Annotated in this window: 18 protein-coding genes; 10 read left to right on the forward strand and 8 right to left on the reverse strand. The window is 66.7% G+C overall.

What is annotated here, in order from left to right:
- The first annotated feature begins 11 nt into the window (after positions 1-11).
- The 4 genes from ACWGQ2_RS03105 to ACWGQ2_RS03120 are packed head-to-tail and all read left to right on the forward strand — an operon-like array spanning position 12 to position 1,730.
- Positions 12-476: a very short patch repair endonuclease gene (locus tag ACWGQ2_RS03105; RefSeq protein WP_452014216.1), complete on the forward strand. Its 465-nt coding sequence runs from the start codon at positions 12-14 to the stop codon at positions 474-476.
- Positions 477-516: 40 nt separating this feature from the next.
- Positions 517-1,206, forward strand: a complete 690-nt coding sequence (locus tag ACWGQ2_RS03110; protein WP_452014218.1) for an HAD family hydrolase — start codon at positions 517-519, stop codon at positions 1,204-1,206.
- A 25-nt stretch (positions 1,207-1,231) separates the two neighbouring features.
- A complete protein-coding gene (locus tag ACWGQ2_RS03115) occupies positions 1,232-1,489 on the forward strand; it encodes a hypothetical protein (RefSeq protein WP_452014220.1) in 258 nt (85 codons plus the stop codon).
- A gap of 4 nt (positions 1,490-1,493) precedes the next feature.
- Positions 1,494-1,730, forward strand: a complete 237-nt coding sequence (locus ACWGQ2_RS03120; RefSeq protein ID WP_452014222.1) for an alpha/beta fold hydrolase — start codon at positions 1,494-1,496, stop codon at positions 1,728-1,730.
- Between the two features lie 27 nt (positions 1,731-1,757).
- Here ACWGQ2_RS03120 and ACWGQ2_RS03125 read toward each other — a convergent pair whose 3' ends face one another.
- Positions 1,758-4,199: a Tex family protein gene (locus ACWGQ2_RS03125; protein ID WP_452014224.1), complete on the reverse strand. Its 2,442-nt coding sequence runs from the start codon at positions 4,197-4,199 to the stop codon at positions 1,758-1,760.
- Between the two features lie 189 nt (positions 4,200-4,388).
- Here ACWGQ2_RS03125 and ACWGQ2_RS03130 point away from each other — a divergent pair, with 189 nt between their 5' ends.
- Positions 4,389-6,065: a thiamine pyrophosphate-dependent enzyme gene (locus tag ACWGQ2_RS03130; protein ID WP_452014226.1), complete on the forward strand. Its 1,677-nt coding sequence runs from the start codon at positions 4,389-4,391 to the stop codon at positions 6,063-6,065.
- 49 nt (positions 6,066-6,114) lie between these two features.
- On the opposite strand, the gene ACWGQ2_RS03135 is transcribed toward ACWGQ2_RS03130, so the two are convergent.
- Positions 6,115-6,411, reverse strand: a complete 297-nt coding sequence (locus ACWGQ2_RS03135; RefSeq protein ID WP_452014228.1) for a DUF503 domain-containing protein — start codon at positions 6,409-6,411, stop codon at positions 6,115-6,117.
- A gap of 157 nt (positions 6,412-6,568) precedes the next feature.
- Here ACWGQ2_RS03135 and ACWGQ2_RS03140 point away from each other — a divergent pair, with 157 nt between their 5' ends.
- A complete protein-coding gene (locus ACWGQ2_RS03140; RefSeq protein WP_452014230.1) occupies positions 6,569-7,330 on the forward strand; it encodes a cytochrome c oxidase assembly protein in 762 nt (253 codons plus the stop codon).
- Here the strand turns inward: ACWGQ2_RS03140 and ACWGQ2_RS03145 are convergent.
- Positions 7,327-8,811 carry a CoA-acylating methylmalonate-semialdehyde dehydrogenase gene (locus tag ACWGQ2_RS03145; RefSeq protein WP_452014232.1) on the reverse strand — a complete coding sequence of 495 codons (1,485 nt, stop codon included), beginning with the start codon at positions 8,809-8,811 and terminating at the stop codon, positions 7,327-7,329. The genes ACWGQ2_RS03140 and ACWGQ2_RS03145 overlap by 4 nt on opposite strands.
- A 25-nt stretch (positions 8,812-8,836) precedes the next feature.
- A complete protein-coding gene (mmsB, locus tag ACWGQ2_RS03150; RefSeq protein ID WP_452014234.1) occupies positions 8,837-9,892 on the reverse strand; it encodes a 3-hydroxyisobutyrate dehydrogenase in 1,056 nt (351 codons plus the stop codon).
- Here mmsB and ACWGQ2_RS03155 point away from each other — a divergent pair, their 5' ends adjacent.
- Positions 9,893-10,837: a LysR family transcriptional regulator gene (locus ACWGQ2_RS03155; protein ID WP_452014236.1), complete on the forward strand. Its 945-nt coding sequence runs from the start codon at positions 9,893-9,895 to the stop codon at positions 10,835-10,837.
- A gap of 28 nt (positions 10,838-10,865) precedes the next feature.
- Here the strand turns inward: ACWGQ2_RS03155 and ACWGQ2_RS03160 are convergent, their stop codons facing one another.
- Positions 10,866-12,281: an MFS transporter gene (locus ACWGQ2_RS03160; RefSeq protein ID WP_452014238.1), complete on the reverse strand. Its 1,416-nt coding sequence runs from the start codon at positions 12,279-12,281 to the stop codon at positions 10,866-10,868.
- 259 nt (positions 12,282-12,540) lie between these two features.
- Between ACWGQ2_RS03160 and ACWGQ2_RS03165 the strand changes: the two genes are divergently transcribed.
- From ACWGQ2_RS03165 to ACWGQ2_RS03175, 3 genes are read left to right on the forward strand one after another with little or no spacing between them, the layout of a single operon-like run.
- Positions 12,541-13,731 carry a type III polyketide synthase gene (locus tag ACWGQ2_RS03165; RefSeq protein WP_452014240.1) on the forward strand — a complete coding sequence of 397 codons (1,191 nt, stop codon included), beginning with the start codon at positions 12,541-12,543 and terminating at the stop codon, positions 13,729-13,731.
- 4 nt (positions 13,732-13,735) lie between these two features.
- Entirely contained in the window at positions 13,736-14,485 is a 750-nt protein-coding gene (locus tag ACWGQ2_RS03170; RefSeq protein ID WP_452014242.1) for a class I SAM-dependent methyltransferase, read from the forward strand.
- Positions 14,431-15,627 (forward strand): FAD-dependent oxidoreductase, encoded by a 1,197-nt coding sequence (locus tag ACWGQ2_RS03175; RefSeq protein WP_452014244.1) that lies wholly within the window; start codon positions 14,431-14,433, stop codon positions 15,625-15,627. The genes ACWGQ2_RS03170 and ACWGQ2_RS03175 overlap by 55 nt, the downstream gene beginning before the upstream one ends.
- A 6-nt stretch (positions 15,628-15,633) precedes the next feature.
- Here the strand turns inward: ACWGQ2_RS03175 and ACWGQ2_RS03180 are convergent, their stop codons facing one another.
- The 3 genes from ACWGQ2_RS03180 to speB all read right to left on the reverse strand — a co-directional run bounded on the left by ACWGQ2_RS03180 (position 15,634) and on the right by speB (position 19,948).
- Complete coding sequence (locus ACWGQ2_RS03180) at positions 15,634-17,214, reverse strand: Na+/H+ antiporter (protein WP_452014246.1); 1,581 nt, start codon at positions 17,212-17,214, stop codon at positions 15,634-15,636.
- 107 nt (positions 17,215-17,321) lie between these two features.
- The gene (locus ACWGQ2_RS03185; protein WP_452014248.1) at positions 17,322-18,974 is read right to left on the reverse strand and encodes a thiamine pyrophosphate-binding protein; all 1,653 of its coding nucleotides are present in this window, start codon (positions 18,972-18,974) and stop codon (positions 17,322-17,324) included.
- Positions 18,971-19,948, reverse strand: coding sequence for an agmatinase (gene speB, locus ACWGQ2_RS03190; protein ID WP_452014250.1), 978 nt, complete (start codon positions 19,946-19,948; stop codon positions 18,971-18,973). Before speB ends, ACWGQ2_RS03185 begins: the two co-directional genes overlap by 4 nt.
- Between the last annotated feature and the right edge of the window lie 64 nt (positions 19,949-20,012).

The raw sequence follows: 20,012 nt of genomic DNA on the forward strand, positions 1-20,012 counted from the left end.
AGACTGGCGGCATGGCAGATACGGTCTCCGCGGAACAGCGCAGCCGCAATATGTCCCGCATCCGGTCCAAGAACACCAAGCCGGAGCTGAAGGTCCGGCGGCTGCTGCACCATGCCGGTTACCGTTTCCGCCTGCATGGGGCCGCTTCCGGAGGACCGCTGCCCGGGAAACCTGATCTGGTCTTCGCCGGCCGGCGCAAGGTCATCTTTGTGAACGGCTGCTTCTGGCACACCCACTCCTGTCCCGCCGGAACCCATGCACCGGCCACCAACCCCGAATTCTGGGCTGCCAAGCGGGCCCGGACCGTGGCCCGGGACGCCGCGGCGCTCCAGGCTCTCTGGGCCGCCGGCTGGGAGGCGCTGGTGGTGTGGGAGTGCGAGCTGCGCGACCCCAGCGCACTGGAGTCGGAGCTCTTCGCCTTCCTCGGGCCGCCCGGCACTCCGGTGTCTGCACTGGAGGAAGACGGACCTCGTTAGACTCAACAGACACACTGCACCCAACCTGAGGGAATTAGCGATGACCGAAACCTCCCGGCCGCTGCGCGGCGTGCTCTTCGATGTGGACGGCACCCTGGTGGATTCGAACTACCTGCACACCGTCGCCTGGTGGCAGGCCTTCCGCCGGCTCGACTATGACATCCCCATGGCCAATATCCACCGGGCCATTGGCATGGGCGGGGACAAGCTCATTGGCCACCTGCTCGGCAGCGACCCGGAACCCGAGGTGGAAGAGAAGCTCGATTCCAGCCACGGAGCGATCTTCTCCACCTCCTGGCCGGCCCTGCGGGCCTTCGACGGAGCCGGCGACCTGCTGCGCGAATGCGCGTCCCGGGAGCTCGCCGTCGTACTTGCTTCCTCCGCCTCCGAACCGGAGCTGCAGGCCCTGCGCCAGGCAATTGACGCCGATGACGCCATTACCAGCGCCACCAGCTCCTCCGATGCAGATGAGAGCAAACCTGCTCCGGATATTCTTCAGGCGGCTCTGGACTCTTCGGATCTGGACGCTGAAAACACCGTGTTCGTGGGCGACTCCGTCTGGGACGTCAAGTCCGCGGCCGCCCTGGGGATTCCGACTATCGGCCTAACCTGCGGCGGCACCAGCGAAGCGGAACTGCGCGACGCCGGAGCTGAGCAGGTCTACGCCTCACCGCGTGACCTGCTGGAGAACCTGCAGGACAGCCTGCTGGGCCCTTCCGGGTCCCGCTGAACCGCTTTCGAGAGAGGACCGCGCCATGACCACCGAACCTACCGGACCCGCCAACGACGCCGAGGATCCCCTGGGCCCCAGCATTCCGCAGCCCGAACCGACCGGCTCGCCCCGGACCCCTGGCACGGCTGATGAATCAGCCGGAAACATCCGCGAGGAACAGGGCACGCATGCTCCCGGAACCGTGCCCGCCGCGCACTCCGGCGGGCAGGACTCCGCCGAAGCAGCAGACGGACGGCGTCGGGAAGACGCACTCAACGAGCCTGACTCCGCTGACAGTTAGGCACGTGACCGTGCCGCAGCAGGCGCTGCCGGGAACCCGCTTCGCGGCCGCGCCGGACGGGACCGCCCTGGCCTGGTCTTCGGCCGGATCAGGGGAACCTGCGGCCAACGGAGAACGGCTGGCGCAGCTCATCCCGGGCGCTGTCCTCAGGATTCTTGACGGCTCCCGGCACGGTTACTTCCTGGAGCGCCCGGACGCAACGGACGCCGTGCTGGATTTCCTGGCGGCGCATCCCCTGTAGCGGGGCGGGCGGCGCCGGGTGGGCCCGCTAGGCCAGCCCGGCCCGGCGGAGCGCCTCTGCCATAGCGCTCTCCGGTGCTGCCGGGGTGCGCCGCGGCGCGTTGCCGGCTTTGCCGTCCTTGGGCTTCCCCCCGCCCTGCGGATTCCGGCCGTTGCCCGGGTTCTTTCCCTGCGGCCGCTTTGGCTGCGGCCGGGAAGCCCCGGACCGCCCGTTCCCGGTGCGTTCGCCGGCCGACGGCGCGTCGTCGTCCAGGCGGAGGGTGAGCGAAATCCGGTTCCGCTCCGGATCAGCTTCCATCACCTTGACCTTGACCACCTGGCCGGACTTCACGACGTCGTGCGGATCGGAAACGAAGGAGGAGGACATCGCAGAGATGTGAACCAGTCCGTCCTGGTGAACTCCGATGTCCACAAACGCACCGAAGGCCGCCACGTTGGTGACAACGCCGTCGAGCACCATGCCCGGCCGCAGGTCTGCCACCTTTTCAATGCCTTCGGAGAAGGTTGCTGTCTTGAACGCCGGGCGAGGGTCCCGGCCGGGCTTGCGCAGCTCGGACAGAATGTCCAGGACGGTCGGCAGGCCGGTGGAATCATCAACGAACGCGGCGGGATCGAGGCCTGTCAGGTCTGCCCCGGCAGGGCTCATCTCGGCCTTGGCGGCGGAAAGGATACGGCGGGCGATTGAATAGGATTCGGGGTGCACGCTGGAGCCGTCCAGCGGTTCGGTGCCGCCGGTGATCCGCAGGAAGCCGGCACACTGTTCGAATGCCTTCGCACCAAGCCTCGGGACCTTCATAAGGTCTGTCCGGCGGGCAAACGGACCATTGGCATTGCGGTGGGCCACAATGTTCTCGCTCAGCAGCGGCCCGACGCCGGCAACCCGGCTCAGGAGGGCGGGCGAGGCAGTGTTCACGTCCACGCCTACTGCATTGACACAGTCCTCTACCACCGCGTCCAGTGACCGGTCCAGTTTCGCGGCCGTCACATCGTGCTGGTACTGGCCCACCCCGATGGACTTCGGATCGATCTTCACCAGTTCGGCCAGCGGGTCCTGCAGCCGGCGGGCAATCGACACCGCGCCGCGCAGCGAGACATCCATGCCCGGGAGTTCAGCCGCGGCCAGCGCTGACGCTGAATAGACCGAGGCTCCGGCTTCGGAAACCACCAGCTTCTGCAGCTTGGCGTCGGGCACCAGCCGCATCAGCTCGCCGGCGAGCTTGTCCGTTTCGCGGGACGCTGTCCCGTTGCCAATCGCCACCAGCTCCACCCGGTGCTTCTTCACCAGGTCAGCCAGCCGTACCAGGGCCTCGTCCCATTTGCGGGCCGGGGCGTGCGGGTAGACCGTGTCCGTGGCAATGACCTGTCCGGTCCCGTCCACTACCGCCACTTTGACCCCGGTGCGCAGTCCGGGGTCCAGTCCAAGGGTGGCGCGGTTGCCGGCAGGCGCTGCCAGCAGCACGTCACGCAGATTCGCCGCGAAAACACGGACGGCCTCAGTCTCGGCGTCCTGGAACAGACGGACCCTCAGGTCAACGGACAGTTTGGCAAGAATCCGGCGCCAGGCCAGCTGCACGGTCTGCTGCAGCCACGCTCCGGCGGCTCCCCCGCCGGAGGCGACACCGAGCCGGAACGCTACGGAGTTTTCAAACCGCTGCCGGGCGGCCGCCAGTGCTTCCGCGTCCGCAGGGTCAGCTTCAGCCAGGCCCAGCTCGAGGATGCCCTCTTTCTCCGCACGCAGCAGGGCCAGCACGCGGTGGGACGGCATGCCGGAAGGAGCCTGGGCAAAGTCGAAGTAATCCGCGTACTTCTGCCCCTCGGTTTCCTTGCCCGGCCGGACCTGCGAGCGCAGCCGGCCCTGTTTCCAGAGCTTCTCGCGGGCTTCGGTCAACAGATCAGCGTCCTGGCCGGCACGCTCAACGAGGATCGCCCGGGCACCGGCCAGTGCTTCAGCGGGGTCGGGAACCGCGTCATTCAGGTACCGGGCGGCTTCCGTCTCCGGTACCAGCGAGGGATTGGACAGCAGGGCATCGGCCAGCGGTTCCAGTCCGGCTTCGCGGGCAATCGCCGCCTTGGTCCGCCGTTTGGTCTTGTACGGAAGGTAGATGTCCTCCAGCCGGGACTTGGTCTCCGCAGCTTCCACCGCCGCACGCAGTTCACCGGTGAGTTTGCCCTGCGCTTCAATGGCTTCCAGGACCGCACGCCGGCGGTCATGAAGTTCACGCAGGTAGCGGAGCCGTTCGTCGAGTTCGCGCAGCTGCGTGTCATCGAGGGTGCCGGTCACTTCCTTGCGGTACCGGGCGATAAAAGGCACCGTGGAACCGCTGTCCAGGAGCTCGACGGCGGCACGTACCTGCCACGGCGCCACGCCCAGTTCTGCAGCGATCTGTGCATAAATACGCGCTGCGGCATCGGTGCCGGAGGGCGCAGGTTCGAGCTGGCGGGAGGGCTGCGGGGCGTTGGTGAGACTCACCCGCCCAATTGTTCCCCATGACCGCCAAAAGCGGCCAACTTGGGAATCGGACCGCTCCGCGAACCAAGGAACTTCCCTGACACATTGGCACATGATTGGCGGAACCGGCTCGACCATGGGGTAGAACATAGGGATGCCGCCCGCCGAAGGCAGGCGGCATTTCAACGTTTCAATGGAGAAAGGTCGAAAATGACTCAGATTGCCCCGCTGTCTCATTCCCCTGCCCCAGGGCCGGAGGTGAAGAGCGCCGGCCATGTCATTGTCGATTCCCTCATTGCCCACGGTGTAAAGCGCACTTATGTGGTGCCCGGAGAGAGCTTCCTGGACGTTCTGGACGGACTGCACAACAGCCCGGTCGAAACCGTGGTCTGCCGCCACGAAGGCGGCGCTGCGTACATGGCAGAGGCAGACGGAAAGATGAACCAGCTTCCCGGCGTCGCCATGGTGACCCGCGGTCCCGGAGCCGCCAACGCCCACGTTGGCCTGCACACCGCCTGGCAGGATTCAACGCCGATGGTGCTTTTTGTGGGACTTATCCCCTTCGAGCACCGGGACCGTGAAGCATTCCAGGAGTTCGACATCAAAGCCTGGTTCGATACCGGCGCCAAGCGCGTGATGGTGCTGGACCACCCCGAGCGTGCCTCGGAAATCGTTGCTGAAGCCTTCTTCGCCGCCATGAGCGGCCGCCCCGGCCCCGTAGTCATTGGCCTGCCGGAAGACGTCATCCGCAAAGAAGTCTCCTCCGCCCTGCACCCGCCCATTCCGGTGGCGCCGGGCGGCATGACGGTCACGGACTGGAAGGCGCTGCAGGCTGCGCTCAAGGAGGCGGACAAACCGCTGTTCGTGACCGGCGGCAATGACTGGACGCAGGAGGGCGCGGACACCCTCACCCGCTGGCTGGAGGAGCACCACCTTCCAGCCGCCGCGGAATGGCGCTGTGAGGGAACCATTTCCTTCGACTCGCCGTCCTACGTGGGTCCGATCGGCTACGGGCGTCCCAAGCCCACCTACGATCTGCTGGAAGAAACGGACCTGCTGGTCTTTGTGGGCACCGTCCCCGGCGACGTCATCACTGACGGTTTTGTGGTCCGCCAGGACTGGGAGAAGAAGAACTTCCTGGTCACCATTGATCCCTCGCTGCGCGGCCGTTCCGGCCCGGTTTCCTACCAGATTGTTGCCAAGCCGGACGTGTTTGTACGGGATCTGGTCATGATGGACCTGCCGGTGAAGGGCGAGTGGAAGGCCTGGACGTCCCGGATGCGCGGTGAGCAGGAGAAGTTCGCTGCCCTGCCTCCGGCCGAGCCGTCTGCAGGCCAGGCCCGGATGGACACCCTGATGGCCAACCTGGTGCCCACCCTCCCCGAAGACGCCATGATCACCCTCGGCGCCGGCGAGCACACCAACTGGGCACACCGCTACTTCCCCACCCGCCGCTACGCGTCGATGCTCAGCGCCCGCAACGGTTCCATGGGCTACTCGGTGCCGTCTGCCATTGCGGCGTCGCTGGCGCATCCGGGTCGCCGGGTGGTTACGATCGCCGGTGACGGTGAGTTCATGATGAACGGCCAGGAGCTGGCTACGGCAGCGCAGTACGGGGCCACTCCGCTGGTGGTGGTGATGGACAACCAGGAATACGGCACCATCCGCACCCACCAGGAACGCCACTACCCGGACCGGATCTCCGGCACGCAGCTGAAGAACCCGGACTTCGCGCTGATGGCGCAGGCGTTCGGCGGCTTCGGTGTGCGTGTGGAGAACGACGCCGATGTGCCTGCCGCGGTCGAGGCTGCGCTGCAGGCGATCGATGAAGAGGGCAAGTTTGCGCTGATCCACCTGATCGTGGAGCAGCGCGTCAAGGCCTACTAAGCCGGATTCGGGCGGCCGGGCCTGGACTTCGCCCCTCTTCCCGGTTCAACTATTCGTCGTCACTGCTCAGCACCCGCCTGCGGGTGCTGAGCAGCTGTACCTCGGGCCGGTAGGCAACCAGCCGTTCAGCGCTGTCCAGGACTTCAACCACGTGCGCCCGGTCCGCCGCCACAATGCCAATGCCTACCTCCGCCCGCCGGTGAAGATCCAGCTGGCCGGTCTCAGCAGCGGACACAGCAAACTTTCGTGCCAGCTCAGCCACCAGAGGCCGGACCAGCGAGCGCTTCTGCTTGAGCGAATGGACATCCTCGAGCAGCAGGTCGAATTCAAGGGTCCCTGTCCACAAGGTTCCCATCCTTGCCCCGGATTGGGATCTGTCAACGTACGGCTTAGGAGCTGAGGGTTCAACGGGGACCCGTGCGGTGTTACGTTCGAAAACATGACGCCGTCCCGGACCGTGCGTTCCCAGCCAGTTTCTGCACCGACTTTCCCGGCAGCACCGCATGCATAACCACGGTGATTTCCCGGCAGAGTCCCTCTTCCTGATTCCCGCCGTCGCCGCAGCAGCGGCGTATTGGGCCGGTGCTCTCTCGAAGAAATCCGGCACTTGGCCCTACCGGCGGCTGGTGTTCTTCCTTGCCGGGATTCTGACCGTGCTGCTTACGGTGCTTGAGCCGCTGGCCGGCTGGGCGCACCGGGACTTCGGTGCCCTGGCCCTCTCACACGTCCTCGCTGGAATGGCCGGACCGGCCCTGCTGGTCCTCGCCCGCCCGGTGGATCTGGCGCTGCGGACCCTGGATACCGTCCCGGCCGCCCGGCTGCGCCGCGCTGTGAGCTCTCCGGCGGCACGCGCCCTGACCCACCCGGTGACCGCCACGGTGCTGGTGGCAGCCGGCATGTGGGCCATGCTCCACACCGCGTTGCTCCCTGCGATGCAGCAGTCCATGCCGGTGCACTGGCTGGTGACGGCGTACCTGGCGGCCACCGGCTGCCTGTTCACGGCCGCCGTCCTGAACTGCGGTCCGGTGCCGCGCAGCTTCCGCCTGCGGGCAGCCGCGCTGGCCGCCGCCACCGTCGTACATGCCGGCTCCGCCGCCTGGCTGCTGGTCTTTCCACCCGCGAGCTCCGGCAGCATCCAGCCCGGAGCGCTGCTGCTCCTCGTCTCCGGCCTGGCCGTCCAAGCCGTCCTGGCGTTGATTATGCTGGGGCAGCAGCGGAACACCGCCCGGCTGCTGCCCCAGCGTATGAAGCCTAGGAACGCCTAGAGGACCTGTGGGAAACCCAGATCGATTTCCGACGTCGCGGGGTCCGGCCAGCGAGTGGTCACCACCTTGCCGCGGGTGTAGAAGCGGATCGAATCCGGACCGTACATGTGGGTGTCTCCGAAGAGTGAATCCTTCCAGCCGCCGAAGGAGAAGGACCCCACCGGGACCGGAATGGGCACATTCACGCCCACCATGCCCGCCTCCACGTCGAACTCGAAGGCCCGGGCGGCACCGCCGTCGCGCGTGAAGATCGCGGTGCCGTTGCCGTACTGGTTCTCGTTGACCAGCTGCACTGCATCGGCGTAGGTGGGCACCCGGACTACGGAGAGGACGGGACCAAAGATCTCGTCGTCGTAGGCCTTCATACCCGGCTTCACATGATCCAGCAGGCTGACGCCCAGGAAAAATCCGTCGCCGTCGAACGCCGTTTCCCGGCCGTCCACCACCACGGTGGCACCCTCATCCGCGGCGCCGGCAACGTAGGAGGCCACCTTGTCCCGATGCTCGGCGGTGATCAGCGGACCCATCTGGGAGGACGGGTCGGTACCCGGCCCGATCTTCAGATCCCCCATCCGCGAGCGCACGGCTTCCACCAGGTCATCGGCGATCGAGCCCACCGCCACCAGCACACTCACGGCCATGCAGCGCTCCCCCGCGGACCCGTACGCTGCCGAAACGGCGGCGTCGGCTGCCATGTCCAAATCGGCGTCGGGCAGCACCACCATGTGATTCTTCGCCCCGCCCAGGGCCTGGACCCGTTTGCCGTGCTCCGCTGCCCGCCGGTAGATGGTGCGGGCAATTGGGGTAGACCCCACGAAACTGACTGCCTTCACCCCGGGATGCTCCAGCAGCACGTCCACGGCTTCCTTGTCCCCGTGCACCACGTTCAGCACCCCGTCCGGCAGGCCGGCTTCAGCGAAGAGCTCAGCAATGAACACCGAGGCGGACGGGTCCTTCTCGCTCGGTTTGAGCAGGACGGTGTTGCCGCAGGCCAGGGCACTGCCGATCATCCACAGCGGCACCATGGCCGGGAAGTTGAACGGGGTGATACAGGCGACCACACCCACCGGCTGGCGGATGGAGTGGACGTCGACGCCGGCGGCCACCTGTTCCGAGCGCTCCCCCTTCAGGCTCAGGGCGAGCGCGGAGGCGAATTCAATGTTCTCCAGGCCGCGGGTGATCTCCCCTTCGGCGTCAGAGAGGACCTTGCCGTGTTCGCTGGTGAGGATTGCGGCGAGCTCGGTCTTGCGTTCGGTAAGCAGTTCGCGGACCTTGAAGAAGATGGCGGTGCGGCGGGCCAGCGAGGTTGCCCGCCAGGCAGGAAGTGCTTCCTGCGCTGCCTGGATGGCTTCTTCGACGCGGGCCGCGGAGGCGAGCGCCACCTCTTTTTCCTGGGCACCGGTCGCGGGGTTGAACACCGGACCGTACCGCTCGGCTTCAGGAACCTGCTTGCCGTTGATGATGTGCGGAATGCGCTGCATGGGATCTCGTTTCGTTTCGGCGCCGCTACGGCGCGGGGACCTGGTCCTGGGAGCCGGCCAGAGAGCCGTCCACCAGTTTCACGATCATGGAACAGTCCTTGCCGGCGTGGCCGGCGTCGATCAGCCGGGCGAAGAGCTGCTGCACGTGCTCGCCGATTTCAAGCGGCGTACCGGTGTCTGCGGCGGCGGCGATAGCCAGGTTGATGTCCTTGTTCGCCAGCTCGGCGGTGAAGGTCGGCTCAAAGTCATTGTTCGACGCCGCGGTCTGGACTACGCCGGGCACCGGGTACCAGGTGCGCAGCGCCCAGCTGTCTCCGGAAGAGACGGAGGCGATGTCCCAGAACACCTGCTTATCCAGGCCCAGCCGGTCAGCCAGGACTGCGCCTTCCGCCGTTGCCGCGAGGTTGATAAAAAGCATGAGGTTGTTGCAGATTTTCGCCGCCTGCCCGGTGGTGGGCCCGCCGGTGGGAATCACGTTGCCTGCCATGGGCTCGATGAACCCGGTGGCATCAGCCACGGCGTCCTGGGCTCCGCCGACCATAAAGGTGAGCGTTCCGGCCTGTGCACCGCTCATCCCGCCCGAGACCGGGGCATCCACGAACCGGAAGCCGGCGGCAGCAGCGGCGTCGTGCAGAGCCTGCGCGGATTCGACGTCGATCGTCGAGGAGTCAACCAGCAGCGTGTCCGTGGAGGCGCTGGCCAGGACACCGTCCGGTTCAAGGTACACCGCACGCGAATGCTCTCCCTTGGGGACCATCGTGAACACCACGTCCGCTCCGGCCACTGCCTCGGCGATGCTGCCTACGGCCTGTACCCCTGCGGCTTCGGCGGTTGCCACGGCCCGCGGGCTGAGGTCAAAACCGTGTACGTTGTGACCTGCCTTCACCAGGTTTGCTGCCATGGGGGCACCCATGTTGCCCAGTCCGATCCATCCCACTTCCGCCATCGCTAAGCTCCTTTGCCTAGTTGGTGCTGCCTGTGTTGTGCTGCTGATTGTGCTGAGCCTGTGCCGCGCGTCCGCCGCGGAACCAGCGTGGCACCGCGCTAGAGTGCGTTCAAGACCAGAATCCACAGACCCCATGTGCACCCGTGCACAACGGGGAGAGGAGGAACGGCCCTGGACACCGTCAGCCGTCTGCCCAGCCCCGATGACCTGCTGATTCTTCTCACCGTGGCCCGGCTGGGCCGGTTTACTGCCGTCGCGGAAACGCTCGGGACCACCCACACCACCATTTCCCGGCGGATCACCGCGCTGGAAAAGCAGCTTGGCGGCCGGGCCCTGGCCCGCACTCCGCAGGGCTGGGAGCTGACCGTGCTCGGCGCCCAGGCCGTCCGCGCGGCCGAAGCCATCGAGGAAAGCCTCGGTGCCCTGCGCTGTGCGCTGGCGGACGACGCCGATCCGCTGGCCGGGGTGGTGCGGATCAGCACCGTAGACGGTTTCGGTGCCGAGATTGTGACGCCGGCGCTGGTCAAACTGCAGGCCTCGCATCCGAACATCAGCGTTGAAATGTTCTCCGCTACCCGCAAGGTCAGCCAGAACCGATCCGGTGTGGACCTGGAGGTGGTGGTGGGCCACACTGACGTCCGTACCGCGCAGGCCATTCTGCTGGGGCACTATGTGCTGCGCCTGTACGCGGCCGAGGGTTATCTGCGCCGTCACGGCACCCCCGGTGTTCCCGCGGACCTGGCCAAGCACTGCTTTGTGTCCTACGTTGAATCCGCGCTGCTGGTCGAGGAGCTGGGCCATCGTTCCACCGGCCTGCCGGAGCCTCGTTCGAGTTTCCAGGCGACCAGCATCTTTGCCCAGGTGGAAGCCGTGAGGCGGGAAGCCGGCGTCGGGCTGCTGCCCAACTTTATGGTGGCCGGCCGGGACGGTTTCGTGCCGGTGCTGGCGGATTCGTTTGAACGCCGGCTGCCCATCTGGGCCGTGGCCCGGCCCGAGGCCCTGCGCTCTGCCCGGGTCCAGGCCGTCATCAAAGCCATTCATGCCGAAGCCGCTGCCCGCCGGGACCTGCTGGATTTTTGACGGACAGCGGCTGCGAATCATCTCTGGGTTAGTTATCCACAGCGGAGGAGCTGCGCTTTTCTTCCTTGGCCTTGGACGCGGCGAGCAGGTCGGCCGTGCCCTGCGCGTCAGCGGCGTCGACGTCCTGCAGCGAGATGCCGTTCGTCTCCCGCAGCAGCAGCACCGAAACCGCTGTGACGATGCACGCGCCCAGCAGGTACAGCGCCACGGGCGTCGAGGAATTGAACTCGCCCAGCAGCCAGGTTGCGATGATCGGAGCCAGCGAGCCGGCCACGATTGAGGTCACCTGGTAGCCCAGCGAGACACCGGAGTACCGCATCCGGGTGGGGAACATTTCCGCCATGATCGACGGCTGGCCGGCATACATCAGGGCGTGGAAGAGCAAGCCGATGGTTACCGCCGCGAGGATCATCAGGTCATTCGCCGTGTCCATCATCGGGAAGGCGAAGAAGCCCCAGGTGGCACCCAGCACGGCGCCGGCCATGTAGACCGGGCGGCGTCCCAGGGCATCCGAGAACTTGCCCACCACCGGAACCGCACAGAAGTGGATGAAGTGCGCTATGAGCAGCAGGAGCAGTATTCGGGAGGTGTCGGTTTCCACCACGACCCGCAGGTAGGTGATGGAGAACGTGACCACCAGGTAGTACAGGATGTTCTCCGCGAACCGCAGGCCCATGGCGGTGAAGACACCGCGCGGGTAGCGGCGGAACACTTCGACCACACCGTACCCCTTGGCTTCTTCTTCAACTTCCTTCTGGGCTTCCAGGAAAATCGGTGCGTCGGAAACCTTGGTGCGGATGTAGTAGCCAACCAGCACAATCACCGCCGAGAGCCAGAAGGCCACCCGCCAGCCCCAGCCCAGGAACGCCTCGTTGCTCAGCGTCGAGGACAGGATGAACAGGACGCCGGTGGCCAGCAGGTTGCCCATGGGGACCGCGGACTGCGGCCAGCTGGACCAGAAGCCGCGGGACTTGTTCGGGCTGTGCTCGGCTACCAGCAGTACGGCGCCGCCCCATTCCCCGCCCACTGCAAAGCCCTGGACGAAGCGCAGGGCCACCAGCATGGCCGGAGCCCAGTAGCCGATCGAATCAAACCCGGGCAGGCAGCCCATCAGGAAGGTGGAGACGCCCACCAGAATGATGCTCAGCTGCAGGAGCTTCTTGCGGCCAAACTTGTCCCCGAAATGGCCGAAGACAATTCCGCCCACGGGCCGCGCCACAAAACCGACGGCGTAGGTCACGAACGCGGCGATGATGCCGTCCAGTTCGGTGTCTGCATTGGGAAAGAACAGGTGGGCAAAGACCAGGGTCGATGCCGCCGCATACAGGAAGAATTCGTACCACTCCACGACCGTCCCGGCCATGGACGCCACAACGACCTTGCGCAGCCCTTCCGGCACCGGCGTTTTCTTGCGGCCGGTCCGCTGGGGATTATTCGTGCTCATCCGCTATCTCCTTAGGTGTCCTCGTTGACACTGCAGCCGGGGCAGGCGCGGGGCGTCCTGCTGACTAGGCAAGAGTATGGTGCCCGCGGGGCCGGCCGCTCAACGGCAAATACCGCATGGCGTATCTGCACAAATGCACAGGCCCTTCAGCTTCGGCAGCGGCCCGGCCGGTACCCGCCCCAATACCCGGGCCGCCCGACGCGCCGGTGCACCACGCCGCGCCATTGTGCCTTGAAGGTAGTTCACCTAACAATGGAGGATGACAGTTACGCTCAGATCACTGGAAACTGCTGTCCCTTCTACTGTCCTGGTGCAGGACCAGGTCCGCGACGTCTTCGCCGCACAGCCCGGGCTGACCCGCCTGGGCGCCCGGCTTGTGAACACCTGTTTCAACGGCGCGGACATCGACACCCGCCGCACCGCCCTCGAAGAGCTGACCCTGACCTCCACGGCGGAAAATCCGCAGTTCTTCGATCCGCAGACCGGGCTGCTGCTGATGCCCTCCACCAAGACCCGCAACGACATCTTTGCCACCGAAGCCACCAAACTCTTCATTGAAGCCGGCACCAAAGCTGTGCAGAACTGCCCGGGGATCAGCCCGGAAGACGTCACCCATGTGATCACCGTCTCCTGTACCGGGTTCTTCAATCCCGGACCCGACTACAAGCTGGTGCGTGCCCTCGGCCTGAACCCCTCCGTGCAGCGCTACCACCTCGGTTTTATGGGCTGCTACGCAGCCTTCCCGGCCATGCGCGCCGCCAAATCCTTCTGCGACGCCGATCCCGACGCCGTCGTCCTGGTGGTCAGCGCCGAGCTGTGCTCACTGCACGTGCGCTCCTCCAATGACCCGGACATCATCATGGGGTCCTCACTCTTCGCCGACGGCGCCGCCGCTGCCGTCATCACCGCCCGCGACCTGCCCGGCGAGAGCCCGGCGATCGTGCTGGACCACTTTGAAACCACCCTCACGCCGGTCGGTGAGGAATCAATGGCCTGGAATATTGGTGACCACGGCTTTGAGATGGTGCTGGGCACCTACGTTCCGCACATCATCGACGACCACATTGTGGGCGCGCTGGAACCGCTGCTGGCCCGGGACCCGTCGCTGGAAGGGCAGGCGTACAACGACATTGAGCACTGGGCCATCCATCCCGGCGGCCGCAGCATTCTGGACAAGGTGGAAGCGAAGCTGGAGCTCAGCGAGGAACAGCTGGTGCCCGCCCGGGAAACGCTGCGCAACTTCGGCAACATGAGCTCGGCTACGGTGATGTTCGTGCTGAAGAACATCCTGGAGCAGCCTTTCTCCGGCGGGAACGAGCGGATCTGCTCCATGGCGTTCGGCCCCGGACTCACCGTTGAAACCGGCCTGTTCACGCGGATTCCCGGGACCGGTGCCGCAGCTGCAGCAGACGCGCTGGCCGCTGAGCCGGTTCCCGCCGCCGTCGGATAGCGCGGTGAGCCTGCTGGAAACCGGTCCTCCCCCGTTCCTGCCGCCCCGGATGGACCGGCGCGCCGTGGAGGCCGTGGAGCAGATGGACCGCCCGGACTGCGACCCGGTACTGCTGGAACGAACGTATGCGCAGTTCCCGCTGATCAACGCCGTGGTCTCCGGCTGGCGGCGCAACTACCGCAGGTATGTGCGGCCTGTGCTGGCCGCGCAGGGCGGTGGCACCGTGCTGGATATTGGTGCCGGCGGCGGTGACCTGGCCCGTGCCCTGGCCCGCTGGGCACGGCGGGACGGCCTGGCCGTGCAGGTGACCGGCATCGATCCGGATCCACGCGCCCACGCGTACGCCTCCGGCCGGCCGGCACCGGAGGGGTGCAGCTTCCGTGCCGCACTGAGCTCAGACCTGGTGGCTGAGGGCGAGGTGTTCGACGTCGTGGTCTCCAACCATGTGCTGCACCATCTGGACGCTGCCGCGTTCGCCGGCATCCTGGCCGACTCCGAAAAGCTGGCCGGATCACTGGCCCTGCACAGCGACATTGAACGCAGCCGGTGGGCCTACGGGCTCTTCTCCGCCGGCACGCTGCCCTTCTTCCACCGGTCTTTCATCCGCCAGGACGGTCTAACGTCGATCCGCCGCAGCTACACCGCACAGGAACTTGCGGCGGCGGCGCCGCCCGGCTGGGAAATCCGTCGCCAGCACCCGTGGCAGAACCTGCTGCTGCACCCCTCCCCCGGCACCCCTCGGGGCGGGCAGTGAACGCACCGGACGTCGACGTCGCCGTTGTGGGCGGCGGACCAGTAGGCCTGGCACTGGCCATCCTGGCCGTACAGAAGGGGCTGCGGGTGCGTGTCCTGGAAGCCCGCACCGTGCGCAGCTCCCATTCCCGTGCCATCGGCATCCATCCGCCGGGCATGGCCGCCCTGGAAGGGACCGGAGTCACTGCGCAGCTGGCAGCCGAGGGAGTGCAGATCCGTACCGGTTCCGCGCGCGCCCGGGACACCGAGCTGGTCTCCATCAGCTTCGCGAAGACCTCCACTGCCTATCCGTATGTGCTGGCGCTTCCACAGGAACGCACTGAAACGGTGCTTCAGGCGCGGCTTGAGGAACTGGACCCGGACGCGCTGATGCGCGGGTACCGCGTTACCTCCCTGCACGACGACGGCACCGGGGTATCCCTGGCCGGCACACACGCCGGCGGGGACTTTTCCCTGCGTGCTTCCTGGCTGGTGGCGGCCGACGGCGCCCGCTCGGCAGTGCGCGGCCTGCTGGGCATACGGGCCGCCGGCACGCTGCTGCGCGACTGCTACCTGATGGGCGATTTCCCGGACAACACCGGGGACGGACCGGTAGGCGTGCTGTACCTGGAGCCTGCAGGAATCGTGGAGTCTTTTCCGCTGCCCGGGGGCAAACGCCGCTGGGTGGCGCATACCCGGACCCTGCATGCCGACGCCGATGCCAAGGACCTGGCGCGGATGGTGGCAGCCCGCACGGGCCGGTCCCCGGACGCGGCGGCGAGCACCATGCTCAGTGCCTTCGCGGTCCGGACAACTTCCCTGAAGCGGCTGGTCCACGGACGCACGGTCCTGATTGGCGATGCCGCCCACGAAGTCAGTCCGATCGGCGGGCAGGGCATGACGCTGGGCTGGGTGGACGCCGCTGAGCTTGCTCCGCTGCTGGCGGCAACAGTCGGTGGAGCAGACACGGAAGCACAGCTGGCTGCCTTCGACCGGCGGCGGCGGCGCGCCGCCGTCACTGCCTCCGTCCAGGCCAGGCTGAACATGGCGCTGGGACGCCCGCTGCCGGCACCGGTGATGCGGGCCCGGAATACGGTCCTGGCCCGGCTGTTCCGGTCCCGCACCCTCAGCGACGCGGTGGCCCGCCGCTTCACCATGCAGTAGCGGGGCTTAGCGCTTGCTTTGGTCCAGAGTGACGGTGCGCAGGTCCAGGCGGCGCAGTACGCGGTCCACGGCTTCCGGGTCCATCCCGGACTGACGGCGTGCAGCGAGGACTTCCTTCCGCGCTGCTGCAAGAGCCTCGCGCTGGACCGTATCCATGACTTCCAGCGTGGCCTTGAGCTGGAGCATCTTCTGCGGATCCGCCTCCGAATCACGTTCCAGGATGGAGTGCAGGGAGGACATCCTGCGGGCCAGGGCCGCCCGCCGCTCCGGCGGCAGCTTCTCCGCTGCCTTGGACCGCTTCATGGTTTCCATGGCCACGCGTTCGGCGCGCCGGGCGAGGTCACGTTCCTGCCGGGCGACGGCGCCGTGGTCGCTGGGCAGTTTCAGCCGGCGCATCAGCCACGGCAGAGTCAGGCCCGGCAGCACCAGGGTGACCAGCAGCACTGATCCGGCGGCAACGATCATAAAGTTACGGCCCGGCAGCGCTTCTCCGGCCAGCGTGGTGGCTGGCATTGCCAGGGCGAGCGCCAGGGTAGCCAGGCCCCTCATCCCGCACCAGGTCAGGACAAGGACTTCCTTGAGTGAGCCGGGCACCCGGTTGCGGCGTTCGGTGCCGCCGAACCGGTACAGCCCGTACATCCAGAGGAAACGCACCAGCACCACGGCCGCGCAGACCGCAGCGACACCGGGGATGTAGCTGAAGATTTCGCGGCCCTCGTCCTCAATGACGTACCGCATTTCGATTCCGACCAGCCCAAAGGCAACGCCGGTGGTGAGCAGCTCCACAACCTCCCAGAACGCGGTACGGGTAAGCCGCTCCTCGGAGTCCTGCGGCCGGGCACGGCGGCCAAGTTCCAGTGCGGTCACAACGACGGCGACAACTCCGGAGAAGTGCACCTCTTCAGCCATGATGTACACGGCATAGGGCGCCACCAGGGTGACAGCGGAACGCGCCACCAGATTCGGCACGAAGCGGTTGAGCGTGCCCACCAGCCAGCCCATGGCCAGGCCCAGCACCACGGCTCCTGCGGCCCCGATCAGGAAGCTCGGAACGATCGACCAGCCGACTTCCCCGCCGCTGACAGCCGCTGTCACGGCGGCCTGGAAGATCACGATGGCGATCGCATCGTTGAACAGTCCCTCGGTCTGCAGGACGGTGATGAGCCTGCGGGGCATGTTGACCTTGCCGGCCACGGCTTCAACGGCCACCGGATCAGGCGGGGCCACAATCGCCCCCAGGGCAATCGCCGCGGGCACGCCCAGCGCCGGAACGATCGCCCATGCCACGCCCGCCACCACGCCCACCGTCACGGCAACCAGGGCTACCGCCAGCAAAACCAGCGAGCGCCAGCGCAGCCGGAACACTGACCAGGAGCTGCGCTGGGCAGCGGCGTAGAGCAGCGGCGGCAGGAACAGCGGCAGGATGAGCTCGGGATCAATGTGGATCTCCGGAATCATCGGCAGGAAAGCGAACAGCGCGGAGAAGATCAGCATCAGCACCGGATACGGAAGCCGGACCCGTTCACCGATCCCCACCACCAGTACCGTGCCGAACAGCAGACCAATCAGCAGGATCAGGAAATCCATCGGGTCCGCCTTCCCGCGGCACCGCTGCGTCCAGTTGCCTTCACCGTCGACCTCCTATAGTTGCCTAAGGTAACTTTACCGTCGGCAACTGGGAGGTTTCCGGAGGTTTAGCTGCCCAGGTGTGTTGGAGCGAAGAGCCGCAGCAGCGTCGGAACCACCACCACATTCGGCCCCTCCTGCGCAAAGGACGCTTCCAGTGCCTGCCGCACGCCGGCGGGATCGGTACGGCGCGCCGGGACCCCGAAGGATTCGGCGAGCTGCACAAAATCCGGTCCGGCCAGTTCCGTGGCCGTCGCCTTGCCGAAGGCGTCCACCATGTATTCGCGCAGGACGCCGTAACCGCCATCGTCCACGATCAGCCAGGTGACGGGAAGATCATGCTGGCGGGCGGTCGCCAGTTCGGCGATTGAATACATGGCTGAACCGTCGCCGGAGACAGCCAGTACACGTTCCCGGGTTCCCACCGCGGCTCCCAGGGCACCGGGATAGCCGTAGCCCAATCCGCCGGCGCCCTGCGCCGAATGGAACTGCCCTGACTGGGCGTCCCAGCAGCTCCAGGCCCAGTAGGCAGCGATGGTCATGTCCCAGAAGGTCTGCATGCCGGACGGAACCGCGGCGCGGATGTCTGCCATGAACTTCCGCTCCAGTCCCAGATCCTGGGCATCCAGCCTGGCGCTGATCCTCGAAAGTGTCTCGGCTGTGGTTTCTTCGGCAGTTTTTCCGTGCCAGTCCGGAGCCGCCGGCGGAACCGGCAATGCGGCGTCGAGCGCGGCCAGGGCCTGGCCTGCGTCGGCGCGGATACCCAGTGCGGGTCCGTTGGACTCCAGCACCCGCGGCTCGGCGTCAATCTGGATGATGCGTCCGCGCGGGGCGAAGGTGAAGTAGTTGGAAGTGACCTCGCCCAGGGACGAGCCGATTACCAGCAGGACGTCGGCGTCCTCCAGCAGCTCCGTGGCGTAGCGGTCCTCCACCCAGGACTGCAGGGACAGCGGGTGGTTCCAGGGAAATGCACCCTTGCCGCCGGGTGTGCAGATCACCGGTGCGTGCAGCTTTTCCGCCAGCGAGAGCAGGGATTCCTCAGCCCCGCCGCGGCGGGTGCCGCCGCCGGCTATGACGGCCGGGCGTCTGGCCGCAGTCAGCCATTTCACGGCCTCGGTGACCAGTTCGCTGCGCGGCGGGTTATCGAAGGGCTCCGCGAGTGCGTCCTCAACGGCGGGAACCATCACTGGGCCCAGCAGTACGTTCTGCGGCACTTCGACCCAGACCGGTCCCATGGGCGCGGAGATCGCTTCGGTCCAGGCGTCCTGGATGGCGGAGGGAATACCGGAAGCATGCTGGATCAGTCGCTGGCTCTTGGTGACGTTGCCGGCAGAGGCCTTCTGGTCATCGAGCTGGTGCAGCATGCCGCGGCGCCGGGCACCGAGTCCTTCGATGGGGATCTGGCTGGCCACCACCACCATGGGAACACCGGTGGCGTACGCTTCCTGCAGCCCGGCCAGTGAGGTCAGTGCTCCAGGTCCCGTGGAGAGGAACAGGACGCCGACTGTTCCGGTGGCACGCGTGAAGCCGTCCGCGGCGAACGCGGCATTGTTCTCCACCCGGGAGGACACAAACTCCAGCGTGGAACGGGAGAGTGCGTCAAACAGGCCCAGGGCGTGCTGGCCGGGGATGCCGAAGACCGTGGTCGCACCGAGCGCTTCCAGGGTTTCCACCACCAGGTCCCCGCCGTTGCGCACCGCGGTTCCGGATTCGGTGCTCATGAGTCCATGCCCATGAGCGTGATGAGGTCGTAGGCCACGTGGGAGGCGGCGACTGCGGTGATGTCCGCGTGGTCGTAAGCCGGCGCCACTTCCACCACGTCCGCGCCGATGAGGTTCATGCCGCGCATTCCGCGCAGGATCTCCAGCAGTTCGCGGCTGGTGATGCCGCCGGCCTCCGGGGTTCCGGTGCCCGGGGCATGGGCCGGGTCAAGCACATCGATGTCCACGGAAATGTACAGCGGCCGGTTCCCGATCCGATCACGCAGCTTCGAGACGACTTCGTCAACACCCTGCCGGAACACGTCGGAGCTGGTGACGATGCCGAATCCGAAACGGCGGTCATCCTCCAGGTCCTTCTTGCCGTACAGCGGTCCGCGGGTACCCACATGGGAGATCGCTTCGGTGTCCAGGATCCCCTCCTCCACCGCGCGGCGGAACGGCGTGCCGTGGGTGTACTCGGCCCCAAAGTAGGTGTCCCAGGTATCCAGGTGCGCGTCAAAGTGCAGCATGGCCACGGGTTCCCCGGCCCGCTCGGCCGCGGCGCGCAGCAGCGGCAGGGCGATGGTGTGGTCCCCGCCCAGGGTCAGCAGCCGGGTGCCGCCTTCAGTCAGGTCCAGGGCACCGGCCTGGATGGTTTCGATCGCCTCATCGATGTTGAACGGGTTCACCGCCAGGTCACCGGCGTCCGCGACCTGCAGGTTGGCAAACGGGGAGGTGTCCTGCGCCGGGTTGTAGGGGCGCAGCAGCCGGGATGCCTCACGGATGTGGTTGCCGCCAAAGCGGGCTCCGGGCCGGTAGGAAACACCGGTGTCGAACGGCACGCCAACCACGGCGACGTCGGCCTTTTCCACCTGGTCCAGCCGCGGCAGCCGGGCGTAGGTCGCCGCCCCGGCATATCGGGGAACCTGGGCGGCGTCGATCGGCCCCACCTTGCCGTTGGAGTTGATGCGCGGCTGGTTCGAGGACTTATCCACTGGTGTGTTTCTCCGGTTCGCTGAGGGCTGCGGCCCGGGTCAAGTGCGGGCCGTGAAGTTATCT

The organism is Arthrobacter sp. NPDC055585, assembly GCF_053619115.1.